Annotated in this window: 22 protein-coding genes; 9 read left to right on the top strand and 13 right to left on the bottom strand. The window is 74.3% G+C overall.

Annotated features, from left to right (window positions below):
- Positions 1-48: 48 nt before the first annotated feature.
- Positions 49-1,131: a catalase family protein gene (locus BJY28_RS06765; RefSeq protein WP_343036998.1), complete on the bottom strand. Its 1,083-nt coding sequence runs from the start codon at positions 1,129-1,131 to the stop codon at positions 49-51.
- A gap of 147 nt (positions 1,132-1,278) precedes the next feature.
- Here BJY28_RS06765 and BJY28_RS06760 point away from each other — a divergent pair, with 147 nt between their 5' ends.
- Positions 1,279-3,168, top strand: coding sequence for a glycosyltransferase (locus tag BJY28_RS06760; protein ID WP_179462333.1), 1,890 nt, complete (start codon positions 1,279-1,281; stop codon positions 3,166-3,168).
- 67 nt (positions 3,169-3,235) lie between these two features.
- Positions 3,236-5,401 (top strand): glycosyltransferase, encoded by a 2,166-nt coding sequence (locus tag BJY28_RS16205; protein ID WP_179462332.1) that lies wholly within the window; start codon positions 3,236-3,238, stop codon positions 5,399-5,401.
- Positions 5,402-5,517: 116 nt separating this feature from the next.
- On the opposite strand, the gene BJY28_RS06750 is transcribed toward BJY28_RS16205, so the two are convergent.
- Positions 5,518-7,683 carry an acyltransferase family protein gene (locus tag BJY28_RS06750; RefSeq protein WP_179462331.1) on the bottom strand — a complete coding sequence of 722 codons (2,166 nt, stop codon included), beginning with the start codon at positions 7,681-7,683 and terminating at the stop codon, positions 5,518-5,520.
- A complete protein-coding gene (gene wecB / locus BJY28_RS06745; protein WP_179462330.1) occupies positions 7,680-8,780 on the bottom strand; it encodes a non-hydrolyzing UDP-N-acetylglucosamine 2-epimerase in 1,101 nt (366 codons plus the stop codon). Before wecB ends, BJY28_RS06750 begins: the two co-directional genes overlap by 4 nt.
- An 82-nt stretch (positions 8,781-8,862) precedes the next feature.
- Between wecB and BJY28_RS16815 the strand changes: the two genes are divergently transcribed.
- The 4 genes from BJY28_RS16815 to BJY28_RS16810 are packed head-to-tail and all read left to right on the top strand — an operon-like array spanning position 8,863 to position 14,682.
- Positions 8,863-10,701: a glycosyltransferase gene (locus BJY28_RS16815; protein ID WP_179462329.1), complete on the top strand. Its 1,839-nt coding sequence runs from the start codon at positions 8,863-8,865 to the stop codon at positions 10,699-10,701.
- Positions 10,702-10,704: 3 nt separating this feature from the next.
- Positions 10,705-11,967 carry a nucleotide sugar dehydrogenase gene (locus tag BJY28_RS06735; RefSeq protein ID WP_179462328.1) on the top strand — a complete coding sequence of 421 codons (1,263 nt, stop codon included), beginning with the start codon at positions 10,705-10,707 and terminating at the stop codon, positions 11,965-11,967.
- The gene (locus tag BJY28_RS06730; protein ID WP_179462327.1) at positions 11,964-12,869 is read left to right on the top strand and encodes an ABC transporter permease; all 906 of its coding nucleotides are present in this window, start codon (positions 11,964-11,966) and stop codon (positions 12,867-12,869) included. Before BJY28_RS06735 ends, BJY28_RS06730 begins: the two co-directional genes overlap by 4 nt.
- Positions 12,862-14,682 (top strand): ATP-binding cassette domain-containing protein, encoded by a 1,821-nt coding sequence (locus BJY28_RS16810; RefSeq protein WP_179462326.1) that lies wholly within the window; start codon positions 12,862-12,864, stop codon positions 14,680-14,682. The genes BJY28_RS06730 and BJY28_RS16810 overlap by 8 nt, the downstream gene beginning before the upstream one ends.
- Here the strand turns inward: BJY28_RS16810 and BJY28_RS06720 are convergent.
- On the bottom strand, positions 14,604-15,731 hold the full coding sequence (locus tag BJY28_RS06720) for a glycosyltransferase (RefSeq protein WP_179462325.1): 1,128 nt from the start codon (positions 15,729-15,731) through the stop codon (positions 14,604-14,606). The genes BJY28_RS16810 and BJY28_RS06720 overlap by 79 nt on opposite strands.
- Positions 15,728-16,852, bottom strand: a complete 1,125-nt coding sequence (locus tag BJY28_RS06715) for a cation:proton antiporter domain-containing protein (RefSeq protein WP_179462324.1) — start codon at positions 16,850-16,852, stop codon at positions 15,728-15,730. Before BJY28_RS06715 ends, BJY28_RS06720 begins: the two co-directional genes overlap by 4 nt.
- A gap of 261 nt (positions 16,853-17,113) precedes the next feature.
- Here BJY28_RS06715 and BJY28_RS06710 point away from each other — a divergent pair, with 261 nt between their 5' ends.
- Positions 17,114-17,314, top strand: coding sequence for a DUF3073 domain-containing protein (locus BJY28_RS06710; protein ID WP_179462323.1), 201 nt, complete (start codon positions 17,114-17,116; stop codon positions 17,312-17,314).
- A 75-nt stretch (positions 17,315-17,389) separates the two neighbouring features.
- Here the strand turns inward: BJY28_RS06710 and BJY28_RS06705 are convergent, their stop codons facing one another.
- From BJY28_RS06705 to BJY28_RS06685, 5 genes are all read right to left on the bottom strand, one after another.
- Positions 17,390-18,037, bottom strand: coding sequence for a helix-turn-helix transcriptional regulator (locus BJY28_RS06705; RefSeq protein ID WP_179462322.1), 648 nt, complete (start codon positions 18,035-18,037; stop codon positions 17,390-17,392).
- On the bottom strand, positions 18,034-19,152 hold the full coding sequence (gene purM / locus BJY28_RS06700) for a phosphoribosylformylglycinamidine cyclo-ligase (protein WP_179462321.1): 1,119 nt from the start codon (positions 19,150-19,152) through the stop codon (positions 18,034-18,036). Before purM ends, BJY28_RS06705 begins: the two co-directional genes overlap by 4 nt.
- Positions 19,149-20,132, bottom strand: coding sequence for a bile acid:sodium symporter family protein (locus BJY28_RS06695; RefSeq protein WP_179462320.1), 984 nt, complete (start codon positions 20,130-20,132; stop codon positions 19,149-19,151). The genes purM and BJY28_RS06695 overlap by 4 nt, the downstream gene beginning before the upstream one ends.
- A 50-nt stretch (positions 20,133-20,182) precedes the next feature.
- A complete protein-coding gene (purF, locus tag BJY28_RS06690; RefSeq protein ID WP_179462319.1) occupies positions 20,183-21,781 on the bottom strand; it encodes an amidophosphoribosyltransferase in 1,599 nt (532 codons plus the stop codon).
- An 82-nt stretch (positions 21,782-21,863) separates the two neighbouring features.
- Positions 21,864-22,235, bottom strand: coding sequence for a hypothetical protein (locus BJY28_RS06685; protein WP_179462318.1), 372 nt, complete (start codon positions 22,233-22,235; stop codon positions 21,864-21,866).
- Positions 22,236-22,282: 47 nt separating this feature from the next.
- Here BJY28_RS06685 and BJY28_RS06680 point away from each other — a divergent pair, with 47 nt between their 5' ends.
- Entirely contained in the window at positions 22,283-23,350 is a 1,068-nt protein-coding gene (locus BJY28_RS06680) for a Gfo/Idh/MocA family protein (RefSeq protein WP_343036997.1), read from the top strand.
- A gap of 12 nt (positions 23,351-23,362) precedes the next feature.
- On the opposite strand, the gene BJY28_RS06675 is transcribed toward BJY28_RS06680, so the two are convergent.
- Positions 23,363-23,725, bottom strand: a complete 363-nt coding sequence (locus tag BJY28_RS06675; protein ID WP_179462317.1) for a sterol carrier family protein — start codon at positions 23,723-23,725, stop codon at positions 23,363-23,365.
- 217 nt (positions 23,726-23,942) lie between these two features.
- Here BJY28_RS06675 and BJY28_RS06670 point away from each other — a divergent pair, with 217 nt between their 5' ends.
- Entirely contained in the window at positions 23,943-24,749 is an 807-nt protein-coding gene (locus BJY28_RS06670; RefSeq protein ID WP_343036996.1) for a spermidine synthase, read from the top strand.
- Positions 24,750-24,790: 41 nt separating this feature from the next.
- Here BJY28_RS06670 and BJY28_RS06665 read toward each other — a convergent pair whose 3' ends face one another.
- Together BJY28_RS06665 and BJY28_RS06660 are read right to left on the bottom strand one after the other, a co-directional pair.
- Positions 24,791-25,480 (bottom strand): HAD-IA family hydrolase, encoded by a 690-nt coding sequence (locus tag BJY28_RS06665; protein WP_179462316.1) that lies wholly within the window; start codon positions 25,478-25,480, stop codon positions 24,791-24,793.
- Positions 25,473-25,937: a MarR family winged helix-turn-helix transcriptional regulator gene (locus tag BJY28_RS06660; RefSeq protein ID WP_179462315.1), complete on the bottom strand. Its 465-nt coding sequence runs from the start codon at positions 25,935-25,937 to the stop codon at positions 25,473-25,475. Before BJY28_RS06660 ends, BJY28_RS06665 begins: the two co-directional genes overlap by 8 nt.
- Positions 25,938-25,953 lie beyond the last annotated feature (16 nt).

Here is a 25,953-nt window from a genome sequence, read left to right as displayed (position 1 = left end):
CGCAGGGGGTCTGGTGTCGTGCTGGCGGATGGGAGCCGTGCGACGCGCTCAGCGCGGCACGTCGGCGAGCGAGCGTGGCTCGTGCATCGGGATGTCGTTCAGCCGGTGACGCTGCTGGGAGGACGAGGCGTAGGCCAGCCGCCGGACCCGCATGATCGAGCCCAACGGTCGGTGCGCCACCACCCCGTTCCACGGGTCGAAGGACAGGTGGTCGTCCCCGTAGACCTGACGGGCCGGGGAGCCGACGTCCTGCGGCTCGAGCTCCAGCGTGGCCACCGGTACGTGCGGCGCCAGCTCCGGGTCCCAGGCCACCGCTGCGTCCTCGACCGGCATCGCCTCCCGGTCGGTGCTCAGCTGCACCCGCAGCTCGTAGGTCGCGCCAGCGGTCGCGAAGTGCTCCACCAGGGTCTCGCGGATCGCGTCGAAGTCTCCGCTCAGGCTCCGACCGGTCAGCTCGGCCGTCGCTCCCGTCGGCGCGACCGACACCTTGGCGACGTGATCGCCGTGACGCAGGGCGCCCTGGGAGTGGTACGTCTCACCCAACGGGTGGTGGTGGGTCGACGCCAGCCCGGCGAGGGTAGCCCCTGGCGGGCGCCCGCCGCGCTCGACGATCTTCTCCACGGTGCGGGCCACGGCGGCCACGCCGCGCTGCGCCAGGGCCGGCTGGGCCGCGTTCTTCTCCAGCAGCCCGAGCATCTGCTGGTACCGGGTGACCGTGCCGAAGGCGAGGACCGGGATGTTGACCATGAGCAGGTCCTGGTTGCACCCGTCCCGGCTCGGATCGAGACGCTCCCCGGGTACGTCGAGGACCTTCAGCGCCATGCCGCGAGGCTCGGGGACCTCGTCGCTGTGGATGTCGCCGGGTGCCGAGGACAGCCGGACCAGCACGTCGTAGGTACCTGGCTCGGCGAAGATGCCCTGCGCGTAGGCGGGTGGCAGCCCCTCGTGCACCGCGAGCCGGCCGGCGAGCAACGCATGGCTCTTGGCGTGCGCGTCGCGGTGCGCGTGACGGTGGCGGAGGGCGTGCGCGGCCTGCTGCTCGGCCATGTGGGCGACGATCTCCTGGGAGATGCGCTCCTCGTCGGGCTGCACCTGCTCCAGGTCGTCCGAGTACCTGATGGCTTGTCCCACAACGACCTCCGGTCGTCTCGGTGTCCCATGTCCCGATGCCCACCCTACGCATGACCTGGTGGCGATGGTGGCCACGGCAGCCGCAGGATCCCCGAGCCCGAGGTGTCGTCGTCGTCCTGAGGAACGCCCGTGCGAGGATGACGGACCGTGACCAGCGCCACCCGTGGACCCCGAGATCTCGCCCTTCGCCTGCGAGCCGCTGCCTCGGCCGCCCGGAATGCCTTCGCCGACCCGGTCCCCCGGACCCCCTTCACCGACAGCGGATCGATCGGCTGGCACGTCACCGCCGAGGTCGGCGGAGCGGCGAAGGCCGCCGCGGCCCCCGCCCCGTCGGGGCCCTCTGCCGCCGAGGACGGGACGCACCCGGTGACCATGGTGGCCGCCGTCAGCTCGCCCGTCCCGCCGCTCGCCCTGCGCGTCGGTGTCTCCGCCGGGCCACGCCTGCGGTCGCTGCTGGCCCCCGAGTGGAGCCAGGTCGACCTCGACCGGCGCACCTGGACCAGTGCCCTCGACGGCCTCGACCTGGTGCTGCTCGAGGGCACCGGCGGCACCGTCGACGGCTGGGGCGACGGCGGCCCGCTGACCGAGCTGCTCGCCGCCACCACCGCCCAGAGCGTCCCGGTGGCGCTGTGGGTCACCGACGACACCGCACCGGCCGGCGACTGGCTCGCGCAGGTCGCCACGCTCGGCGCCAGCACCACCGCCGTGCGTGACGCCCTCGCCGCGGCCACCGGCCGCGAGGTCCAGCTGTGGGCCCCGGCCGCCCAGCCGCGCGCCGCCGGGCTGGCCCGCGAGGACGCGACCACCACCCGACGCGGCGGCGCCCTGCTCGTCGTCGACGGGCTCTCCCGGCTGACCGACGACGCGCCGCTCCGCCCGGTGGTCGAGGGGCTGGGCAAGCTGCCCGCCCAGCAGACCCCGCTGCTGCGGATCACCGGCAAGTCCTCGGCCGTGACCCTGCCGTCGGCGCTCGGCGAACGTCAGGTCGGCTACGCCCCGTGGGCCGCCAGCGGCGGCGCGCTGGCCGATGCCGACACCCTGCTCGACCTGTCGGCCACCTCGCCGGCCGGCGCCTGGACCACCCTGGCCGCGGCCGTCGCGCAGACCCCGGTGGTCGGCACCCCCGTGCTCGGTGACCTGCCGGCCGACGTCGACGCCCTCGTCCCCCGCGTCGAGGAGGCCACCGCGCTGCGCAGCGAGGTGGTCGCCCGGCTCAACCAGCCCGAGCTCGTCGCCCGCGAGGGCCTGCTGCTGCAGCGGGCCGTCCTGGCCGGGCACACCGCCGCCCACCGGGTGCGCGAGGTCGCCGGCGCGGCCGGGCTGGAGGCGCCCGCGATCAACGCCCCGACGATCTCCGCGGTGGTCCCCACCAACCGCACCCACGAGCTCGACAACGTGCTGGCCAACCTCGGCCGGCAGACCCACCCCGCGGTCGAGCTGGTGCTCGTGCTGCACGGGCTCGACGTCGACGACGTCGATCTGCAGCGTCGCGCCACCGAGGCCGGCGTGCAGCACCTGAGCATCGTCCACGCCGACGCCGACCTCACCCTCGGCGCCTGCATGAACCTCGGTGTCGACGCCGCCTCCGGCCGCTACGTGGCGAAGATGGACGACGACAACATCTACGGCCCGCACTACCTGGCCGACCTGCTCTCCGCCTTCGCCACCACCGACGCCGGGATCGTCGGCAAGTGGGCGCACTACGTCTGGCTGCGCTCCACCGGCGCGGTCGTGCTGCGCTACCCCGACTCCGAGAACCGCTACGAGCGGCGCATCCAGGGCGGGTCGATGCTCTTCGACGGCGACGTGGTGCGCCGGATCCGCTTCAGCGACATCCCCCGCGCGGTCGACTCCGACATCCTCGACCGGTCCCTGGCCGAGGACGTGCGGATCTACTCCGCCGACCGGTACAGCTACGTCTCGGTGCGCGGCAGCGACCGGCACTCGCACACCTGGACGGTCAGCGACTCCACCTTCCTCACCGCCACCGGCCGGTTGCTCTTCTACGGCGACCCCACCGAGCACGTCAGCCTCTGACCGTCGCACCGGCCGACAGCTCCCCTGACGACACGACGCCCCTGACGACATGACGCGAAGGACTTCCGTGGGCAGCATCGACAAGACCACCGCCAAGGCCCAGGGCAAGCGCGCCGCGCTGGCCCTCGCCCGACGGGTCCCCCTGGACCCGGTGGCGACCCTGCCGGGTCAGGGCGGAGCGACCGGCCTGCGGGCCGTCCTCACCCAGGCCCGGCTGCTCATCCTCAACGCGCGGCGCTACGACCAGGGCATCCGGCTGCTGAACCGGCTGCCCGAGCGCGCGCTCGGCCCGACCGGGCACGGACTGCTCGCCTGGGCGTACATGTCCTCCGGGCGCACCGACCTTGCCGAGCCGCACGCCCGCGCGGTCGTGGCCGCCGGCGACCAGGCCGACGCCGAGGCGCTGAGCATGGCCATGGCCATCGCCCAGCGCTCCTGGATCCACGACCTGCGCACCTCCACGCACCGGCTGGTGCACCGCACCACGCCGCGCACCACCCGGGACGCCGAGCGGCTCATCGGCTGGTTCGTCTCCGAGGACCTCAACGACGCCCGCGCCTTCACCGCCAACGCCGCCACCTGGACCGTCCCCTTCAACCGGGACGGGCTGGAGCTCATCGAGGCCGAGACCGAGATCCGCTCCGGCGAGGACCAGGCCACCCAGCTGGCCACGGCCGACCGGATCGGGCGCCGCAGCCCGATCGGCTTCCGCGCCGCCTCCCGGGTGATGGGCGACCACAAGGACTGGGACCGGCTGCGCGAGCTCTACCGCGACGCCTCCCCCGAGCTCGTCGACGCGGTCCCGACGAAGACCTCCTCCTCGCTGGCGAACCGGGCCGCCCGGGCCGGCTGGCTGGACACCGCGCAGACGATCAGCGGCCGGATCATCGAGACCCGCAAGCACAAGGGCGCCCGGGCCACCCACGCCCAGGTCTCCGACCAGATCCACATCGCCCGCACCGGCTGGCCTATCGACGAGGCCCGGCCGGCCGCCTACGAGCCGCGGCCGCGGGCGGTGCTCTCGGTGCTGGCGCAGTCGCTGCCGCACCGCAGCGGCGGCTACGCCACCCGCAGCCACGGCATCCTCACCGGCCTGCAGGGCCTGGGCTGGGACATGCTCGCGGCGACCCGGCTGGGCTTCCCCTACGACTTCTGGTCGGCCGGCGACAAGCGCACCGTGCCGGACCGCGACGTCGTCGACGGGATGCCCTACGTGCGGCTGCTGGAGCCCGGCGAGCGGGAGTACCGCACCACCCCGATGTCGGACTACATCGACCGCTTCGCCAGCCGGCTCGCCGAGGTGGCCACCGAGCACCGGGCCGGCCTCATCCACGCCAGCAGCTTCCAGAACAACGGGCTGGCCGGGCTGCGGGCGGCCCGCCGCCTGGGGATCCCCTTCGTCTACGAGATGCGCGGTCTCGAGGACCTCATGAAGATCTCGCGCAACCCGGACTTCGGCCGCACCGACGCCTACCGCTACATGACCGGGCTGGAGCTGCACATCGTGCAGCAGGCCGACCTCACCTTCGTCATCACCGAGGCGCTGCGCGAGGAGATGATCCGCCGCGGCGGCCCGGCCGACCGGATCGCCGTGCTGCCGAACGGGGTGCACACCAGCCAGTTCGAGCCGCGGGAGCCGGACACCGAGCTCATCGCCGAGCTCGGCCTCGAGGGCAAGATGATCATCGGCTACGCCGGCAGCCTCGTCGACTACGAGGGCCTGGACCTGCTGCTGCAGGCGGCCGCCGAGCTCAAGGCGGAGCGCGACGACTTCGCCGTCATCATCGTCGGCGACGGCCACCACGAGGGCTTCCTGCACCGGGTGGCCCGCGACCTCGACGTGCTCGACGTGGTCACCTTCACCGGCCGGGTGCCGCACGACCAGGTGGCTCGCTACCTCTCGATCTTCCAGGTCACCCCCTTCCCGCGGCTGCCGCTGCCGGTCTGCGAGCTGATCAGCCCGATCAAGCCCTTCGAGTCGATGGCGATGGGCAAGGCGTGCATCACCAGCTCGGTGGCCGCCCTCACCGAGATCGTCGCCCCTGACGAGCGCGGGCTGGTCTTCGAGAAGGGCAGCGCCACCGACCTGGCGGCGACGATCCGCACCTACCTCGACGACCCGGCGCTGCGCGAGCGGATGGGTCGCCAGGCCCGCGAGTGGGTGCTCGCCGAGCGCGACTGGAGCGACGTCACCCGGATCGCCGACGAGGCCTACCACCGGCTGCTGGACTGACCTGCTGCGCCCGGTCGGCCTCGACCGGCCGGGCGCAGCGACGACGACGCGCCGCCCTCCCGACGGGGAGGGCGGCGCGTCGTCGTCCGGTCAGCGGTGGTGGCCCGCCGTCCGGGTCAGGGCACGTCGGAGACGCTGATCTGGGAGACCTCGGTGCTGGTCAGCCCCTGCTCGGCCAGGGCCCGGTGCAGCATCGGGGTCATCGAGCGCACATAGCTCGCGGTGACGTGGCTGCCCTGCCGGTAGATGAGGGTCTCCCCGATCACCGCCGGGCACTGCTCCAGCCCGGGCGGGCAGATCCACTCGTTGAGGTCGACGAAGGGGGCACCGACCTCCTCGGCGACCGCCTCCAGCGCCGGGGTGCCCCGACCCTCGCGGCCCTCGCCGGCCGGGTAGCCGCAGGCGCCGTAGTCGTCGGGGTTCTCCTCGACGCACTCGTAGACCTTCGACTCGGTCGGGGTGGAGTTGTCGGCGAGCACGACGACCTCGCTGCCCATCTCCTTCACCGCGGACAGCGCCTCGACCATCCCGGCGGTGCGGGTCTCGCTCTCCGGCGAGCCCTGGGAGACGATGACGACGTCCGGGGCGCCGACCTCCTCGAAGTGGCTGACGACGTTGCGGCCGAACTCGGCGCAGTCGTCCTTGACCCCGTCGTAGGAGAACGAGCACGCCGACTTCAGGTAGAGGTCCAGCCGCCACTGCTCGCGCTGCGCGATCGACTCCACGGCCGGGAACCACTGCCCCATCTTGGAGTCGCCGAGCATGGCGATGGTCTGCTCGCCGTCCTCGACCCCGTAGGTGCACGAGGGGTCGACCTGGGCGTCGTCCGGCTGGATCTGGCAGTCGTCGTCGTAGTAGAGCGGCACGTCCTGGGTGGCCAGACCGGGGTCCGGGGTGATCTCGCCGCTGGTGGTGACCACGCTCGCCGGGTCGCTGGTGACCTGCCAGTCCTCGGACTGCTGGTCGGCGACCAGCGCGGTCGCGCCGGTGACCTCGGCGTCCTCGTCGAGCTGCGGGGCGGCCAGGTGCAGCACCAGGCCGAGCGCGGCGGTCACCGCCATGCTCGCCCCGCCGAAGGCCAGCCCGCGGGAGGCCTTCGCCGACAGCGCCGGGTTGAACCGGATCGGGTCCTCCACGAGGTGCTTGGTCAGCCAGGCGAGCACGATCGAGCCGAGCCCGACGAGCACCAGGTGACGCACCCGGATCTCCGGCCAGGCGGCCTGGGCGAGGATGATCAGCGGCCAGTGCCAGAGATAGATCGCGTAGGACAGCCCGCCGATCCACTGCATCGGGCGCAGGCTGAGACCCCGGGCGACGACGGTGTCCTGGCGGGCGCAGCCGGCGGCGATGATCGCCGCGGCGCCGAGCGTGGGCACCAGGGCCATCGAGCCGGGCCAGGGGGTGGACTCGGTGATGAAGAAGGCGGCGTAGCCGATCATCACCAGCCCGAGCGCGGCCAGCGCCTCGGCCGCCCCCCGCGGCAGGTGCCGCAGCCGGACCACGACGAAGGCGAGCAGCGCCCCGACGGCCAGCTCCCACACCCGGGTGGTGGTGTAGAAGTACGCGGTGGCCGGGTCGTTCACGGTGTGCACCACCGAGTAGACCAGCGAGGCCAGCGCCACGACGCCGAGGATCCCGAAGAGCAGCTTCTTCGGCGAGATCCTCGTGCGGCGGGCCAGCACCAGGCCGAGGATGATCAGCAGCGGCCAGACGACGTAGTACTGCTCCTCCACCGACAGCGACCAGTAGTGCTGCAGGGCCGAGGGCGCGGCGTCCTCGGCGAGGTAGTCCACCGAGCGCAGCGCCAGCGCCCAGTTGATGACGTAGAAGGTGGCCGCGATGACGTCGGCGCCGAGGGTGGCCCGCTCGGCGCCGGGCAGCACGAACCAGCCGGCGACACCGGTGAAGAGCAGCACCACCGAGGCGGCCGGCAGCAGCCGCCGGGCACGGCGGGCGTAGAAGTCGGCGATCGAGACGGTGCCGGTCTTTATCGTCTCGCGCAGCAGCAGCGAGGTGATGAGGAAGCCGGAGATGACGAAGAAGATGTCGACGCCGACGAATCCGCCGGGCATCTGGGTGATCCCGACATGGTAGATCAGCACCGTGCCGACGGCGATGGCGCGCAGGCCCTCGATGTCCCCGCGCAGCGCGGTGCCGCTGCGCGAGGTCTTCGCGGCGGCGACCTCCTCGGAGCTGCGGGCGACCCCGCTGCCGTCCTCGTCCTGGTCGCGGGCGTCGCGAGCGCCGCTCGACGCGGCGGCCGCCTCCTGCCGCGCGGTCACGCCCGCACCGGCTCGGCGGCTCCCACCGCCCGGGCGAGGATCTTCGCGATCCGCTCACCGGCGTGCCCGTCCCACAGCGGCGGGGTGGGCCACTGCTGCAGCGGGCCGGTGGCCAGCACCTCGCGGACCCGCTCGGCGAGCACCTCGCGGGTGACCAGCTGGTTGGTGCCGTCGGTGATGGTCACCGGGCGCTCGGTGTTCGGCCGCAGGGTCAGGCACGGCACGCCGAGGATGGTGGTCTCCTCCTGCACGCCGCCGGAGTCGGTGACCACCGCGGCGGCGCCGCGGACCAGGCCCATGAACTCGATGTAGCCGAGCGGGTCGATGACCCGCATGCCCGGGTGGTCGAGGAAGCCGGCCTGCTCCAGCCGGGCCCGGCCGCGCGGGTGCAGCGGGATGACCACCTGGGCCTGGTCGGCGACCGCGTGCATCGCCGCGACGAGCGCCTTGACGTCCTCCGGGTCGTCGACGTTGCCGGGACGGTGCAGGGTGGCCACGACGTAGTCGCCCTCGATGCCGACGTCGGCGCGGGCCGCGGCGGCGTCGAAGCGGGCCTCGTTCTTCAGCAGGGTGTCGATCATCGGGTTGCCGACGAGGTGGATCTTCTCCGGGGCGGTGCCCTCGTTGCCGAGGTGGGCGACCGCGTCCGGGCTGGTGGTCAGCAGCAGGTCGGAGAGCCGGTCGGTGACCAGCCGGTTGATCTCCTCGGGCATCGACATGTCGAAGGAGCGCAGCCCGGCCTCGACGTGCGCGAAGGTGATGCCCATCTTCGAGGCGACCAGCGCGGCGGCGACGGTGGAGTTGACGTCGCCGTAGACGACGACGAGGTCGGGGCGCCGCTCGGTGAAGAGCTCCTCCAGGGCCTCCATGACCTTCGCGGTCTGGGCGCCGTGCGCGCCGGAGCCGACGCCGAGGTTGACGTCCGGCTTGGGGATGCCCAGCTGGCGGAAGAAGATGTCGGACATCTTGTCGTCGTAGTGCTGGCCGGTGTGCACCAGCAGCTGCTCGACCGGGTAGGCCGCGAGCGCCTCCAGGACGGGGGCCGCCTTGGGGAAGTTCGGGCGGGCGCCGGTGACGTGCAGGACCAGGGGTGCCATCTGCTGCCTTCTGCTCGGGGCTGGGGACGGCCCACGCCAGGCCGTGACCGTCCCGTGATGAGCCGCGTCATAGTCTGACACGGTGAGCCGCCCCGACCGACCACCCCGCGCGGCGGGTGGCGCACCCGTGATCGGGTCGCTGATCGGCGGCGCGCGGGCCGTGCGCAACCTCCCGGTGACCGCCTCGGTGGCCTGGCGCCACCTCGGCCGGGACCGGTGGAAGGGGGCCTCGGTCGCCCTGCGCGCCGCGCCCCCTCCGCTGCGGCGGGCCGTCGCCGCCAGGGCCGGGACGCTCGGGCACCCGGCGCTGGCGCCGCTGGCGGTCGCCGCGCAGGGTGAGCGGGCCGCCGCCGAGGAGACCCTCCGGGAGCTCGTCGCCACCGGCGAGCCCGCGCAGGTCCGGGAGGCGGCGGCGGCCGCGGCGGCGCTCGGCCTGGTGCAGGTCACCGCCGACGCGCTGGCCCGGCTGCCCGAGGACGACCCGGCGCAGGTCCGGCTGACCGCGCTGCTGCGGCACGCCCAGGGGCACCACCGGGCGGCGCTGGACGCGCTCGTCGGGACCACCGACGCCGCCACCGACAGCCTGCGGCGGCGGATCGCCGGAGACCTCTCCGCGCTCGACGCGCTCGGCCGCATCTCCCGGGTGCCGCCCGGCCCGCCGCGGGTCCCGGCCGACCACCACGCGCGCAGCGGGTGCTCGACCCCAGACCGGGTGCTGCACGTCGCCTACAACGCGCTGCCCGAGGTGCAGGCCGGCTACACGCTGCGCACCCACGGCATCGCCCGCGCCCAGGTCGCCGCCGGCACCGCCGCCACGGTGATCACCCGGCCCGGCTTCCCGGTCGACTCCGGCGCGCTGGCCGCCCCCGGGGAGGTGCTGCTCGACGGCGTCGACTACCAGCGGATCCTCCCGGCCCGGCTGCTGCCGTCCTCGGCCGGGGAGCGCCTGGACCGCTACGCCGACGCGGTCACCGCGCTGGCCGCCCAGCAGCGACCGGGGATCATCCACGCGCACAGCCGGCACGACAACGCCCAGGCGGCGATCGTCGCCGGGCGACGGCTGGGCATCCCGGTGATCTACGAGGTCCGCGGCTTCATCGAGGAGACCTGGCGCAGCCGTGGCGGCGACCCGGCCGCCGACGAGTACCGGCTCTTCAAGCGCGCCGAGACCGAGTGCATGCACGCCGCCGACGCGGTGGTCACGCTCAGCGCGTCGATGCGCGAGGACATCCTCGACCGCGGCGTGCCCCAGGAGCGGGTGCACGTCGTCGGCAACGCCGTCGGCGACGACTTCGTCGGTGAGCCGCCCGCCGCGGACGAGCTGCGCGCGGAGCTGGGGCTGGCTCCCGAGGACGTCGTCTACGGGGTGGTCAGCACCCTCAACGGCTACGAGGGCGTCGACCTGCTGCTGGAGGCCGTGGCGCGGCTGCGCGAGCAGCCGGGCCACGAGCGGGCGCGGGTGCTGGTCGTCGGCGACGGACCGGCCCGCGCCGAGCTGGCCGCGGCGGCCGCCGGGCGCGACGACGTCATCCTCACCGGGGCGGTGCCGCACGCCCAGGTGCGCCGCTACCACGCCGCGATCGACGTCTTCTGCGTGCCGCGACGGCGCACCCCGGTCACCGAGCTGGTCCCGCCGCTGAAGCCGCTGGAGGCGCTGGCCACCGGTCGTCCGGTGGTCCTGAGCGACCTGCCCCCGCTGCGCGAGCTGGTCGACGCCTCCGGGGCGGGCCTGGTCGCCGCGCCCGACGACGTCGCGGCCTGGGTGGCGGCGCTGGCCCGGTTGTATGCTCGCCCGGACAGGACGGCCCTGGGCGCCCGCGGGCGCGACTGGGTCGTCCAGCACCGCACGTGGGCGGCTGCGGCCGGCCGGTACCAGGAGATCTACCGCGACGTCGTCGCGGAGCACCAGTCGAAGGAGTAGCCAGTGGCGTCCGACGTCGCAATCATCGGCCTCGGGTACGTGGGCCTCCCCCTCGCCGAGGAAGCCTCCCGGGTGGGGCTGAAGGTCCTCGGCTTCGACGTGAGCCAGCGGGTGGTCGACGGCCTCAACGCCGGCCGCTCGCACGTCGACGACCTCTCCGACGGCGACATCGCCGAGATGACCGAGGCCGGCTTCGAGGCCACCACCGACCCCTCCCGGCTGGGCGAGGTGAGCACGATCGTCATCTGCGTGCCGACCCCGCTGTCCGAGGACGGCGGCCCCGACCTGGGCCCGGTGCGGGCCGCGGTGGACACCATCGCCCAGCACCTGCGCGCCGGCCAGACGATCATCCTCGAGTCGACGACCTACCCGGGCACCACCGACGAGGTGGTCCGCCCGGCGCTGGAGGCCAGCGGCCTGGTCGCCGGCACCGACTTCCACCTCGCCTTCTCCCCGGAGCGGATCGACCCGGGCAACCAGGAGTTCGGGGCCAAGAACACCCCGAAGGTGGTCGGCGGGCACACCCCCGCGTGCGGCGACGCCGCGGCCGCCTTCTACGGCCAGTTCGTCGACACCGTGGTGCGCGCCAAGGGCACCCGGGAGGCGGAGACGGCGAAGCTGCTGGAGAACACCTACCGGCACATCAACATCGCCCTGGTCAACGAGATGGCCCGCTTCTGCCACGACCTGGGCATCGACCTGTGGGACGTCATCGCGGCCGCCAAGACCAAGCCGTTCGGCTTCCAGGCCTTCTACCCCGGTCCCGGCGTCGGCGGGCACTGCATCCCGATCGACCCGAACTACCTCTCCTACAACGTCCGGGCGAAGCTGGGCTACCCCTTCCGCTTCGTCGAGCTGGCGCAGGAGATCAACGCGACCATGCCGGCCTACGTCGTGCACCGCGCCCAGGACATCCTCAACGGCGACGGCAAGGCCCTCAACGGCTCGACCGTGCTGCTGCTCGGGGTGACCTACAAGCCGGACATCGCCGACCAGCGGGAGAGCCCGGCCGTGCCGCTGGCCCAGCAGCTGCTGGCGAAGGGCGCGACCGTCGTCTTCCACGACTCCCGGGTCGAGCAGTGGCGGGCTCTGGGTGACCGGGCCCGCAAGGTCGACGACCTCGACGCCGCGATCGCCGACGCGGACCTGACCATCCTCGTGCAGAACCACAAGAGCTACGACGTGGACGCCCTCGCCGCGGCCTCGAAGCGGTTCTTCGACACCCGCGGCGTCGCCGACGACGGCGAGAAGGTCGAGCGCCTGTGACCGAGGCCCCGCAGCGGGCCTCCCTCCCCCCGGCGCTGTCCGGTGCGGAGGCTGCGGCGCTCGCCGAGCGCCACGGCCTGCGCACCCTCGGTGAGCGACCGCCGCTGCGCCGGTACCTGCGCGACCTGTGGGACCGGCGGTCCTTCGTCTGGACCCTCTCCCGCGCGCAGTCCTACGCCCAGAACGAGGGCAACCACCTCGGTCAGCTGTGGGCGGTGCTCAACCCGCTGCTGCTCATCGGCAGCTACTTCGTCATCTTCGGGCTGGTCCTGGGCACCCGCGGCAACGTCGAGAACTTCATCGCCTTCCTGGCGATCGGGGTGGTGCTCTTCAGCTTCACCTCCTCGGTGATCACCTCGGGAGCGAAGGCGATCACCGGCAACATCAACCTCGTCCGGGCGCTGCACTTCCCGCGGGCGATCCTGCCGATCTCGGTGACCCTGCGCGAGCTGCTCACCGCGGCCCCCGGCTTCGCGCTGCTCTTCGTCGTCGTCCTCGTCACCGGCGAAACCCCGAGCTGGGAGTGGCTGCTCTTCCCGGTGGCCGTCGGCCTGCAGGGGCTCTTCCTGCTCGGGCTGGCGCTGATCGGCGCCCGGGTGGTCAACGCCTCCCGCGACCTGGGCAACCTCATCCCGGTGATCGTGCGGATGCTGCGCTACGTCTCCGGGGTCTTCTTCCCGGTCTCGCACTACGGCGCCGAGCTCGGCGAGCCGTGGGGGGCGATCCTCGTCAACCAGCCCTTCGCGCTGTGCCTGGACACCGGCCGGCAGGCGCTGATGGGCGGCGAGGCCTTCCCGCTGCAGCCGATGCAGTGGCTCACGCTGGCGGCCTGGGCGGTGGGCACGCTGCTCGTCGGGCTGGTCGTCTTCTGGTGGGACGAGGCGAGGTACGGCCGTGGCTGAGCCGACCGGCCAGGACCGGACCCCCACGGTCGTGGTCAGCCACCTCGACGTCACCTACCGGGTGCTCGGCTCCGGCCGGCGCGGACCGGCCGCCGGGCAGGGCGAGTCACCGCGGCTGCGGCGGATGCTGGCGCGCGGGCGCCCGTCGATCGGCTACCGCGAGATCGCCGCGGTGCAGGACGTCTCCTTCGTCGCCCACCACGGCGAGTCGATCGGCATCATCGGCCGCAACGGGTCCGGCAAGTCCACCCTGCTGCGGGCGGTCGCCGGGCTGATCCCGCCGACCTCGGGCCGGCTCTGGGTGGCCGGCGAGCCCTCCCTGCTCGGGGTGAACGCGGTGCTGATGAACAAGCTCAGCGGGGAGCGGAACATCTACATCGGCGGCGAGGCGCTCGGCCTGAGCACCCAGCAGATCCGCGAGCGCTTCGACGACATCGTCGAGTTCTCCGGGATCGGTGACGCGGTCTACCTGCCGATGGGCACCTACTCCTCCGGGATGGGTGCGCGGCTACGCTTCGCCATCTCCACCGCGGCCGCCCCGGACGTGCTGATGATCGACGAGGCGCTGGCCACCGGCGACGCCGAGTTCCGGCAGCGCTCGGCCGAGCGGATCGCCCAGATCCGGGAGCAGGCCGGGACCGTCTTCCTGGTCAGCCACTCCAACTCCAACATCCGTCAGATCTGCGACCGGGTGCTGTGGATGGACCGCGGCCGGCTCATCATGGACGGCCCGACCGAAGAGGTCATGCCGGAGTACGAGGCCACCCAGCCCCGGCGGACGAAAGCGAGCACCGAGCCGGCCGAGCCGGAGGTCGCCGGGGTGGAGCGCTGGGGCGGGTCGAACCGCTTCGAGGCCGCCGCGTCGGCGACCCTGCACAGCTACCAGGCGCCGGTCGAGGGGTGCTTCCTCGTCAGCTCGCACCGGATGGCGCACGCCCGGGCCGCTGCCCCGGTCGCCGCCCGGCTGGGCTGGCCGCTGGTCTGGACCCGGCCCAGCGCGCTGCCCGGGTCGGCCCGCGAGCAGCTGACCCGGCTGCAGCCCGGTCGGGTGGTCGTCGTCGGCGGCGAGGAGATGGTGCGCGGGGACACCGCGGAGAAGGTCGCCGAGATCGTCGACGGCCCGGTCGAGCGGATCGGCTCGGACGACCCGGCGCAGACCTCGGCGGCGCTGCTGCGGGCCTTCCCCCCGGGGGACGACGACCGCATCCACGTGACCATGCCGCCCAACGACACCACCGCCCTGTCGATCGGGGTGGTCGCCGCCCAGCACCACCGGGCGCTGCTCGTCGCCGACCCCGACCAGCCCCACCCGGACCTGCTCGAGGCCGTCCGCGAGACCGCCCCGGTGACGCTGGTGCTCGAGGGCGGGCCCGAGGACTGGTCGCCGCGGGCGCTCGAGGTGCTCGCCGACGCCAGCGGCCGGTCCGTCTCCTGGCAGGCGCACGAGGGCGCGATGCTCCGGGTGGCGCGCTGCTGGGGAGAGACCCCGCCCGGCGGGCGGCTGATCGTGGCACCGATCAACGCGGGCCTGGAGCAGCTGACCGCGCTGGCGGTCTCCGGACGGACCGGGGAGCCTCTCTACCTGGTGCGCACCGACCAGGTGCCCGCGGTGATCGCGACCGAGATCCGCGCCCGGCGCCCGGACTCCTTCGCGCTGGTCGGCGGGGTCGGCACCGTCCGGGCCGAGGTGCGCGCCCAGCTCGGGCAGCTGCTACTCCCGGAGGGCGACGGGGCTCAGCCGCGCGGCGAGGAGGCCTCGGCCACCGACTCCAGCGCGGCGACGAAGGCGGGTCCGCCGACCGCCCAGTCGTAGCGCTCGCGCACCAGCGCGCGTCCCCGCGCGCCCATCGCCGCGGCCCGCTCCGGGTCGCGCCACAGCGTCAGCACCGCCTCGGCCGCGGCCTCGCCGTCACCGAAGGGGACCACCAGCCCGGCCTCGGCGGCCTCGACCAGCTCGACCGCCAGCGGCAGCCCGGTGGTGATCGCCGGCACGCCGTGGGCGAGGTACTCGACCACCTTCGTCGGCATCGACCCGCGGTAGTTCGGCAGGTCGGCCAGCAGCGACAGCCCGGCCAGCGCACCGTCGAGCAGCGGCATCGCCTCGGCCGCCGGGAGGAAGCCGCGCCAGCGCAGCACCCCGTCGTCGTGCGCCCGCTGCAGCATCTCTCGCGACGTCTCGTCGCGGGCCGGTCCGACGATCTCGACGAGGAGCTGCCCGTCGCCGGCCCGGTGCAGCCGCCGCGCCGCGTCGACCATCTCGGCGACCCCGCGAGCCAGGGTGAGGTTGCCGATGTAGACCACCCGGTCGCCGCCGGCGGGGACGGTCTCGGGGAGGAGCACGGCGTTCGGCACGACCGGGTGGGGCCGGGCGAAGCGGTCGGCGTAGGCGTGCTCGGCCAGCAGCAGCGGCCACCGCCGCTCGGCGCGACGCTCGGCCACCCGCCAGGCCGCGGCGACGGGGCGGCGCAGCGGCGCGGGCATCCACTCCTTGACCGCCAGCGCCCCGGCGGCGTCCTCGTGGACGTCCCAGACGAGGTGGTCCAGGCCCAGCCCGGTGGCGGCGAGCAGCAGCTCGGGGTCGTGCACCAGCACGACGTCGTGCTGCGGTCCTTGCTCGCGCAGCAGGGTGCGGGCGGCGCGGGCCGCCCGCAGCCGGCGCCGGCCGGCGGCCCGCGGCAGGTCCACCGCGGTCAGGCCGGGCCGGTCGGTGCGCGCCGGCTCCCCGTGCGCGGCGAAGGGGGCGGCGTAGGTGACCTGCCAGCCGGCGTCGAGCAGCGCACCGATCTCGCGGTGCCGGATCCGGGAGTCCTCGGGGTGGTGCACGACGGTGACCACCAGCGCCCGCCGGCCGCCCCCGGTCACCGGACGGCCTCGGTGGTCGGCGCCGCGCCGGCGACCTCCTCGGGCATGAGGTCGCTGCTGACGGCGACCTCGGTGACCGCGACGATGATCGGCAGCCCGGTGGCCCCGTAGAGGCTGAGCGCGGCCCGCTCGCGCGGGGTGCGCAGCCCGGAGCAGGTGTCCACGAGCCGCTCGGTGAGCCAGATCCCGCCGCCGCGCAGCAGCACGATGAGCAGCAGCGTGCTGACGACGAACCAGGGGGCCTCGACGACGTCGGCCAGCCCGATGCTCATGCCGGAGAGTACGAAGAACGCCGGCACGAAGAAGCTGTGCGCGAGCAGGTTGCGCCGACCCTCGAGATCCTCGGTGTCCGGCCCGGCCAGGCGGCGGATGACCACCCCGGCGGCGAAGGCGCCGAGGACGACGTCGACGTCCATGAGGGCGGCGAGGGCCATCAGGCCTAGCAGCAGGGTCATCAGCAGCCGCAGCGTGGTCTGGGTGGTGCCGCCGGAGGTGCCGACGATCGAGTGGTAGACCTGTGGCGCTCGGCGCAGGAAGCGCCGCGGCACCACCGCCGCCGCCACGGTGACCAGCGCGAAGCCGACGAGCAGCAGCACGGTCACCAGGGGAGCCTTGCTGCCGAGCAGGATCGCCATGGCCAGCACCGGCAGCAGCTCGCCGATGGCGCCGTGGACCATCACCCCGCGGCCGATCGGGCTGCCCATCAGCCCGCGCTCCTGGAGGATCGGCAGCAGGGTGCCCAGGGCGGTCGAGGTCAGCGCGATGGCCAGCGCGATCGCCGCGGTGGTGTCGATGTCGGGTCCGACGGCGAGCACCAGGCCGAGCGCCGCGAGCCAGCTGAGCAGCCAGGTCACCGACGCCCAGGTGCCCTGCCGACCGCGCAGGCTGTCGGTGTCCACCTCGAAGCCGGCGAGCAGGAAGAGCAGCCCCAGGCCGAGCTCGCGGACCAGCTCCAGGTCGGTCTCGGCGGCCAGGCCGAGCACGCTGGGACCGATGAGCACCCCGGCGAGCAGCAGCAGCACGGCCTGCGGCAGGGCGCCCCGGGCGGCGCGACCGATCAGCGGGGCGAGCGCCGCCGCGAGGGCGATCCAGAAGAGCGAGACGGTGGCGTCGGCACTCACCGCGGTGACCATGGGCGGGGACCTCCTCGTGCGGCGGGGCAGCCCGCTCAGTATGCCCCTCCCGGGACCGGCCGCCGACCCGGCCGACGAGCGGCCCGGCGGGACGCCCCGGGTCGGGCAGGCGCGCGTCGCACCCGGCCGACCGTGTACGGTTGGACCCACGACACACCACACAGACCGGGTCCGCCGCTGATCTGTGCCGCTCCGTCATGGGGCGGCCGCTCACGGCCGGCCCGCTACGACGTATGAGGGGGTCACGCCATGGGGCGCGGCCGAGCGAAGGCCAAGCAGACGAAGGTCGCCCGCGAGCTGAAGTACTACTCGCCGGAGACGGACCTCAGTGCGCTTGAGCGGGAACTCCACGGGCAGTCCAGTTCCGCCGACACCGAGTCCGACGAGGGCCGTTCGCGGTGGGACGATGATGACGACGACGACCAGTGGTCCTCGGACCGTCGCCGCTGACCTGATCTCCACGCCGACCCCGGGCACGCCCGGCGTCGTCCTGCCGTCGCCACGGGCGGCCGGCGCACGGTCGGCTCACATGAGACCGCGCCGACGCGCCTCGGCCACCGCGGCCTCACGCTGGTTCACCCCGAGGCGGCCGTACGTGTGCGACAGGTGCGACTTCACGCTGGAGACGCTGAGGTAGAGCCGGTCGGCGATCCGCTGGTTGCCCAGCCCCTCGCCGACCAGGCGCAGCACCTCGATCTCCCGGCGGGTCAGCGTGCTGTCCTGGTGGCGGCGCTGCACCAGCGGGCCGGTGGGCGGGTCCACCGCCGGCGGTCGCTCGCCGCGGGCCGCTGCCCGCACCCCGGCAGCGATCTGCAGCGGGGTGCTGGTGAGCACCAGGCCTCCGTGCGCCCCGGCGGCCAGCACCGCGTCCACGGAGCTGCCGCCGGCGTCCGATCCCCGGGTGAGCACCACCCAGGCCGGGGCGTGGTGGCGCAGCCGCGCCACCAGCTCGGCCTCGCCGAGATCGCTGCCGAGGTCCCCGACGAGCAGCACGACGTCGGCCTCCGGGGCGCGCACGGTCAGCGCGGCCACCGTCGGCACCGGCGCCAGCAGCTCGACGTCCCGCTCGACCGAGAGCGCCACGACGAGGCTGGAGCGATGCTGCGGGTCGGCGTCGGCGACCAGCAGGCGTACCCCCTCGTCGGGGGCCTCGGCCGCGGTCGGCTGGGTCATGCTCCGGCCGGATGCTCGCCGACGACCTGCACCGCGCCGCCGTCGACCCCCTTCGCCCCCTGGACGATCTCGACGCCGTCCTGCGTCGGTGCCGAGGCCGCGTCGTGCACCTCGCCGAGCACCCAGGTATCGATGCCGCGGGCCTGCAGGTGGGTGGTGGCGGCATCGACGGAGGCGCCCGGCAGCACCGCGACGAAGCCGACCCCGAGGTTGAGGGTGCGCTCGAGATCGGCGCGCGGCACCTGACCGAGCCGTCCCACCAGGTCGAAGACCGGCGGCGGGGTCCACGTGGCCCGGTCGACCCGGGCGAGCACCCCGGCGGGGAGCACCCGGGCGAGGTTGGCGGCCAGGCCGCCGCCGGTGACGTGGCTGAGCGCGTGCACCTCGACGCCGTCGGTGCGCAGCAGGTCGACGAGGTCGGCGGCGTAGACCCGGGTCGGGGTGAGGATCTCCTCGCCGACGGTGCGGCCGAGCTCGTCGACGTGCCGGTCGAGCTCCCACCCGGCCGAGGCGAGCACGGCCCGCACCAGGGAGTAGCCGTTGGAGTGCAGCCCGGAGGAGGCCAGGGCGAGCACGACGTCGCCGGGGCGCACCCGCTGCGGGCCCAGGACGTCCTCGTGCTCGACGACGCCGGTGGCCGCGCCGGCCACGTCGTACTCGTCGGCGGCCAGCAGCCCCGGGTGCTCGGCGGTCTCGCCGCCGAGCAGCGCCACCCGGGCGGTCTCGCAGGCCGCGGCGATGCCGGAGACCAGCGCGGCGATCCGCTCGGGGACGACCCGGCCGGTGGCGATGTAGTCGGTCATGAAGAGCGGCTCGGCACCGCAGACGACGATGTCGTCGACGACCATGCCGACGAGGTCGTGGCCGATGGTGTCGTGCACGTCCATCGCCTGGGCGACGGCCACCTTCGTGCCGACCCCGTCGGTGGAGGTGGCCAGCACGGGTCGGCGCATCCCCTGCAGCGCGCTGGCGTCGAACATCCCGGCGAAGCCGCCGAGCCCGCCGAGCACCTCGGGGCGGGTGGCCCGGGCGACCGAGGCCTTCATCAGCTCGACGGCCTTGTCACCGGCCTCGACGTCGACCCCGGCGGCGGCGTAGGTGATGGATTCGCTCACGTGCTCAGGGTAGTGCCCGGTGCTGAGTCGTCCTCGTCCGCCGAGCCGGGCGGCTCCGGCGGGCGCCGGGCCCACCAGGAGGCCAGGGCCGAGCCCGAGACGTTGTGCCACACGGAGAAGACCGCCGCCGGGAGCGCCGCCACCGGGGAGAAGTGGATCCCGGCCAGGGTGGCGGCCAGCCCGGAGTTCTGCATGCCCACCTCAAGGCTGACCGCACGGCGGCTGGTGACCGGCATCCGGCACAGCCGGGCCACCGCGTAGCCGAGGGCCAGACCGAGACCGTTGTGCAGCACGACCGCCAGCACGACGAGCAGACCCACCTGGAGGACCGCGTCGGCGCTGCCGGCGACGACCACGGCCACGACGACAGCGATCCCGGTCACCGAGAGCAGGGGCAGCGCGGGCGTGACCCGCTCCACGAGCCGCGGCAGGGTAGCCGCGAGCAGGACGCCGGCCAGCACGGGCACGAGCACGACCTGCAGGATGGACACGAGCAGGTCGCCGGCCGAGACCGGCAGGAACTGCCCGGCCAGCCCGAGCACGATCACCGGCGTGAGCAGCGGGGCGAGCAGCGTCGAGGCGGTGGTCATGGCCACCGAGAGCGCCGTGTCCCCGCGGGCCAGGAAGACCATGACGTTGGAGGCGGTGCCGCCGGGGCAGGCGCCGACGAGCACGACGCCGGCAGCCACCTCGTCGGGCAGCCCGAGCAGCACCGCCAGGGCGAGGCCGACCAGCGGCATGATCGCGTACTGCGCCGCGATGCCGAGCAGCATCGCCCAGGGCCGGGTGGCGATGACCGTGAAGTCCCGGGGGCGCAGGGTCATCCCCATGCCCAGCATGATCAGCCCGAGCAGCCAGGGCACCGCCGGGGCCAGCGGGGTGAAGGCCTGCGGCAGCAGCAGGGCGGTGGCGCCGGCGGCCACCACGATGACCGCGAACCACGAGCTGACGGCACGGCTGAGCCGGTGGACGGTGCGCATCGTCACCACGCTAGCGGCGCGGCGCCGGGCCGGTCAGGGGCGGCGACCGGTCAGGGTCGGCGGACCGCCTCGGCGGCGCCGCCGCCGGCGGTGGTGGCCACCTTCTCGACGTCGAGGGCGGACGGCTCCGGGGGCGGTCCCTGGCCGGCGCCGAAGTCGAGCTCGAGGACCCCCTTCCCCAGGCGGTCCTCGCCGGGGAGCTCCATCGGGTAGACCCCGGAGAAGCAGGCGGTGCACAGCTGGTCGGCGGGCTGCTCGGTGGCCGCGATCATGCCGTCCTCGCTGATGTAGCCGAGGCTGTCGGCGCCCAGGGCGGTGCCGATCTCGGTGATGTCCAGGCCGTTGGCGATGAGCTCGGCCCGGTTGGCGAAATCGATGCCGAAGAAGCAGGGCCAGCGCACCGGCGGCGAGGAGATCCGCACGTGCACCTCGAGCGCCCCGGCCTCGCGGAGCATCCGCACCAGCGCCCGCTGGGTGTTGCCGCGCACGATGGAGTCGTCGATGACGACCAGCCGCTTGCCGCGGATGACCTCCTTGAGCGGGTTGAGCTTGAGCCGGATGCCGAGCTGGCGGATGGTCTGGCTGGGCTGGATGAAGGTGCGCCCGACGTAGGCGTTCTTCACCAGGCCCTGGCCGTAGGGGATGCCGGACTCCTGGGCGTAGCCGATGGCGGCCGGGGTGCCGGACTCCGGGGTGGGGATGACCAGGTCGGCCTCGACCGGGTGCTCCCGGGCCAGCGCCCGGCCCATCTCGACCCGGGCCTCGTGCACCACCCGGCCCTTGATGGCGGTGTCCGGGCGGGCGAGGTAGACGTACTCGAAGACGCAGCCCTTGCGCCGCTCGGGGGCGAAGCGCTGGGCGCGCAGCCCCTGGTCGTCGATGGTCACCAGCTCGCCGGGCTCGACCTCGCGGACGAAGGAGGCGCCGACGATGTCCAGCGCCGCGGACTCGGAGGCGACCACCCAGCCGCGCTCCAGCCGGCCGATGACCAGCGGCCGCAGGCCCTGCGGGTCGCGGGCGGCGTAGAGGGTGTTCTCGTCCATGAAGGTGAGGCAGAAGGCGCCCTGCAGCCGCGGCAGGATCTCCATGGCCGCGGCCTCCAGCGGCTGGTCCTGGTCGTCGGTGAGCAGGGTGGTCACCAGCGCGGTGTCGCTGGTGTTGCCGCGGCGCAGCTCGCCGCGCTGCACCTCGCGCCAGGTGCGGCCCTCGCGCGCGGCGCGGGCCTGCTCGCGCTCGGCGACGAGCTCGCGCAGCTCGGCGGAGTTGATGAGGTTGCCGTTGTGGGCCAGCGCCACGGTGCCCTCGTCGTGGCCGCCGAGGGTGGGCTGGGCGTTCTCCCAGGTGGAGCCGCCGGTGGTGGAGTAGCGGCAGTGCCCGACGGCGAGGTGGCCGCGCAGCACCGAGAGGCTGCGCTCGTCGAAGACCTGGCTGACCAGCCCCATGTCCTTGTAGACGAGGATGCTGGAGCCGTCCGAGGTGGCGATGCCGGCCGACTCCTGCCCGCGGTGCTGCAGGGCGTAGAGGCCGTAGTAGGTGAGCTTGGCGACGTCCTCGCCGGGCGCCCAGACCCCGAAGACGCCGCACGCGTCCTGGGGGCCCTTCTCGCCGGGGAGGAGGTCGTGCGAGAGCTGTCCGTCTCCACGTGGCACGGCTCGATCATCCCACAGGGACGGTGCTCGCCCACAACGCCGGGTGGCGCCGGGCGGCGTGAGACGCGCCTCGTGCGGCGGCTCAGTCGGTGGCGTCGCGCCGAGGAGCGGCGTCGACGCTGTCGGCAGCCTCCCCCCGGTCGGCGTCCTGGTCCCGGGGACGGTCGTCGACCGGAGCCTGCCCGACCCCTTCGGCGCGGGCGGCGCGCTCGGCGGAGCGGTCGGCGCGCACCGCCAGCAGGGCGGCGAGCAGGGCACCCAGCAGGGCGCCGAGGAAGAGCCCGAAGAGGCTCATGAAGCCGAGGCTGACGCTCGGGTCGTAGCTGACGTCGAAGCCCTCGTTGGTGTCCGGGCGGAGCATGGAGAGGATCCCGAGGACGACGAAGCCGAGGATCCCGCCGACGGCGATGAAGCGCCAGGGGCGGGGTCGGCTGCGGCGGGTCGGGGTGCTCACGAGGACTATCGTCGCACCCGCCCGGGCAGCCGTCGGAAGGAGACCTGGTGCAGGCGAGCAGCACGGACAAGATCGAGCCGACCTCGGGGCCGACGAGCGCGACCCTGCCCGCGTCGCGGCGACCGGACCCGGCCGAGGTGCCCGGGCTGCGGTGGGGCGTGCTGGGCGCCGGGTGGATCGCCGGGCAGATGATCCGCTCCCTGGGCAGCACCCGGCAGCAGGTCGTCGCGGTGGGCTCGCGGGAGCAGGCCCGGGCCGCCGACCTGGCCACCACCTACGGGGTGCCGCAGGCCCGGGCGCACGGCTCCTACGAGGCGCTGGTGGCCGATCCCGAGGTCGAGGCGGTCTACGTGGCGACCCCGCACAGCGAGCACCTGGCGCACGCCCGGCTGGCGCTGGCCGCGGGCAAGCACGTGCTCGTCGAGAAGGCCTTCGCCCGGGACGCGGCGCAGGCTCGGGAGCTGGCCGGCCTGGTCCGGGAGTCCGGGCTCTGCTGCATGGAGGCGATGTGGAGCCGCTTCCTGCCGCACACCGACGTGGTGCGGCAGGCGGTGGCCTCGGGTCTGCTCGGCGAGGTGAGCACGGTGCTGGCCGACCACGGTCAGCCGCTGTGGCCGGGCGGTCCGCGCCGGCTGGCCGACCCGGAGCTGGCCGGCGGGGCGATGCTCGACCTCGGGGTGTACCCGCTCTCCTTCGCCGCGATGGTCCTGGGCGGGATCGAGGAGGTGGTCGGCCTGGCCACCCCGACCGACCTCGGGGTGGACGCGCGGGTCGCCTTCGCGGTGCGCGGGCCGTCCGGGGCGCTGGGGTCGCTGTCCACCGACATGTCGGCGCGCACCCCGACCCGGGCGACGGTGTGCGGGACCGCGGCCCGGCTGGAGCTGGACGGGGACTTCTACACGCCGACGACCGTGCGGCTGGTCGCCCCGGACGGTGACGTGCTCGACGAGCTGCCCGCCGACCCCGACGAGCAGCACCTCGGCCTGCGGCACGAGGCGTGCGAGGTGGCGCTGCGGGTGCGGGCCGGCGAGACCGAGTCGCCGCTGATGCCGCTGGCCGAGTCGGTGCGGCTCATGGAGCACATGGACACCCTGCTCGCTCCGCTGCGCCGCTGACCCGCCTGCCGGTCAGGCCAGCGGGAGGTAGGGGGCCAGGTCGGTCCGTTCGCCGCTGACCGCGACCGACCCCGAGGCGACGGCCTCGCCCCAGGCGAGGTCGCCGACGGCGAGCGCCAACCAGGTGGCGGCGTCGGTCTCGACGACCGCCGGCGGGGTGCCCCGCCGGTGCACCGGCCCGTCGATGCACTGCACGGCGGCGAAGGGCGGCACCCGCACCTCGACGCTGCGGCCCGGGGCCCGCTCGGCGAGCTCGTCGGTGGTCCAGCGCACCGCGGTCGCCCGGGTGCGCCGGTCTGCCCCGGCCGGGTCGGCCCGCCAGGCCTCCAGGGCGGCGCGCCCGTCGGCGGGGTCGGTTCGGCGTCTCGCAGGCACCCACCCATCCTCCCCCACCTCCCGCCCCCGCCCCCCGCCCCTCCCCTTCACCTCAACCCCCTAGGCAGCTGGATCCGCTCACCGTGCAAGCCGAGCGGGTGGGACGAAGGTGAGCGTCTGCGGCGTCGACGTGCGCGCACCACCGTCCGACCGGGACGATGCTCGTGCCGATCGACGCGTCGAACGGCGCCACGACAGGGTCTGGAAGGCTGGGCAGGTGAGCATCGAGCTGCGCCCCGACGAGCACGGCGGGGTCACCGTGATGCTCGACGGGCACCCGCAGAGCTATGTCGACCTCGACGACCCGGAGGCGCTGCACTTCGAGTACGTCCAACACCTGGCGGCGGTCATCGACGCGAGCACCGACGGCCCGGTCGCGATCACCCACGTCGGCGGGGCCGGGCTCTCCCTCCCCCGGTGGATCCACGCGACCCGCCCCGGCTCGCCGCAGATCGTCCTCGAGCCCGACGAACGGCTCACCGCGACCGTGCGCGAGGCGCTGCCGCTGCCACGGGGGCACCGCATCCGGGTCCGGCCGCTCGACGGTCGGGCGGGCGTCGCCGGGCTGAAGGGCGGCTCGGCCGACGTGCTCGTGGTCGATGCCTTCGCCGACGGGCGGGTGCCGGCAGAGCTGCAGACAGTGGAGTTCCTGCAGGACGTGGTGCGGGTGCTGCGCCCCGGCGGCCTGATGCTGCTCAACATCCCCGACGAGCCGGGTCTGCGGCACGTGGCCCGGGTGGTCGCCGGGATGAGCGACGCGCTGGGCGCAGACGGCGACGTGGCGATGGTCGCGATGAACGACGTGCTCAAGGGGCGCCGCTACGGCAACACGGTGCTGGCCGGCCGCCGCGGTCCGCTGGACCTCGACGAGATCTCGCGCCAGGTGCGGCGCTGGCCCTTCCCGTCGGGGGTCCTCGGCGGGCGGGCGCTGCGGCGGCGGCTCGGCGGCGCGACGTCGCTGACCGACGGGGCCGGCGCGGAGTCCCCGCCGGCGCCGGACCCCGGGTCGTGGCGGGTGCGCTGAGCCGGTTCAGCGAGCGCGCACGGTCGCCGGTCGCTGAGGGTTCAGCGGGCGCGCGCGGTCGCCGGTAGCGCGGCGACCGCGGCCGGTAGGTCGCGCATGTCGTCGATCACCACGTCCGCCTCGTCCAGCCACCCGGCCGGGGTCATGTCGCTGGCGTAGCCGACGACCGGCATCCCAGCGGCGCGCCCGGCCCGCACCCCGGCGGCGCTGTCCTCGACGACGACGCACCGCTCCGGTGCGGCCCCGAGGGTGCGGGCGGTCAGCAGGAAGACGTCGGGCGCCGGCTTGCCGCGCTCGACCTGCTCCGCGCTGAAGCGGGCCTCCTCGGCGAAGAGGTCCACCAGCCCGGTGCGCTCGAGCTTGAAGGCGATCGCCGAGAGCAGCGAGCCGGAGGCGACCGAGACCCGCGCCCCGTCGGTGACCAGCGCCTCCACCGCGCCGCGGATCCCGGCGATCGGCTCCAGCCGCTCGTGGCTGCGGCGGAACTCGGCCCGCCAGCGACGCTCCCACTCCGGGTCGGGCACCGCGCCGGTCATCTCCTGCATGGTCACCCGGTTGTCGGCGTACGCCTTGCCGACGAAGGTCTCGACGATCTGCCGGTCGCTGAGGTCGATCCCGAGGTCGGTCATCATCCCGCGCCAGGTCTGCACGTTGAGCCGCTCGCTGTCCACGAGCACCCCGTCGCAGTCGAAGATCACCAGCTCCGGCCGGAGCGGCGGCCGCTCAGGCACGGGTCGGCGTCGGAGCAGAGGGAAGGGCGTGCAGCGCCTCGACGAGCGGGGCCAGCTCCGGCTGCTCGGCGGCCTCGTCGAGGGCCGCGGCGAGCACCCGGTCGTGCGTCGGTCGCGCCGCGTGCAGCGCCGCCCGGCCGGCCGGGGTCAGCTCGGTGTAGATCCCGCGCCGGTCGTCGTCGCAGAGGATCCGGGCGAGGAACCCGCGGTCCTCGAGCCGGGTGACCAGCCGCGTGGTCGCGCTGCTGGAGAGGGCGGCGGCGCGGGCGAGCTGAGCCATCCGCATGTGCCATCCGTGCTGGCGGTCGAGCGCGTCGAGCACGGTCAGCTCCACCACGGAGAGCTGGTGCTCGGCCTGCAGCTCACGCTCCATGGCCGACTCGATGTGCCCGTGCAGCGCGGCCAGGGTGCGCCAGCCGTGGGCGCGCACCTCGACGGCGTCATCGGCGATTCCCATGCGGCTCACGATACCA

The organism is Janibacter alkaliphilus, from assembly GCF_013408565.1.
Lineage (GTDB): Bacteria > Actinomycetota > Actinomycetes > Actinomycetales > Dermatophilaceae > Janibacter > Janibacter alkaliphilus.
The sequence above is the reverse complement of the archived record's forward strand: the minus strand, read 5'-3'. Positions and strand labels throughout refer to the sequence as shown.

Excerpts from the sequence above, each read along its gene's own strand:
- BJY28_RS06705 (WP_179462322.1), bottom strand. The coding sequence starts at position 18,037 with ATGACCCAGCCGACCGCGGCCGAGGCCCCCGACGAGGGGGTACGCCTG.
- BJY28_RS06660 (WP_179462315.1), bottom strand. The coding sequence starts at position 25,937 with ATGGGAATCGCCGATGACGCCGTCGAGGTGCGCGCCCACGGCTGGCGC.
- BJY28_RS06695 (WP_179462320.1), bottom strand. The coding sequence starts at position 20,132 with ATGCGCACCGTCCACCGGCTCAGCCGTGCCGTCAGCTCGTGGTTCGCG.
- wecB (WP_179462330.1), bottom strand. The coding sequence starts at position 8,780 with ATGGCACCCCTGGTCCTGCACGTCACCGGCGCCCGCCCGAACTTCCCC.
- BJY28_RS06710 (WP_179462323.1), top strand. The coding sequence starts at position 17,114 with ATGGGGCGCGGCCGAGCGAAGGCCAAGCAGACGAAGGTCGCCCGCGAG.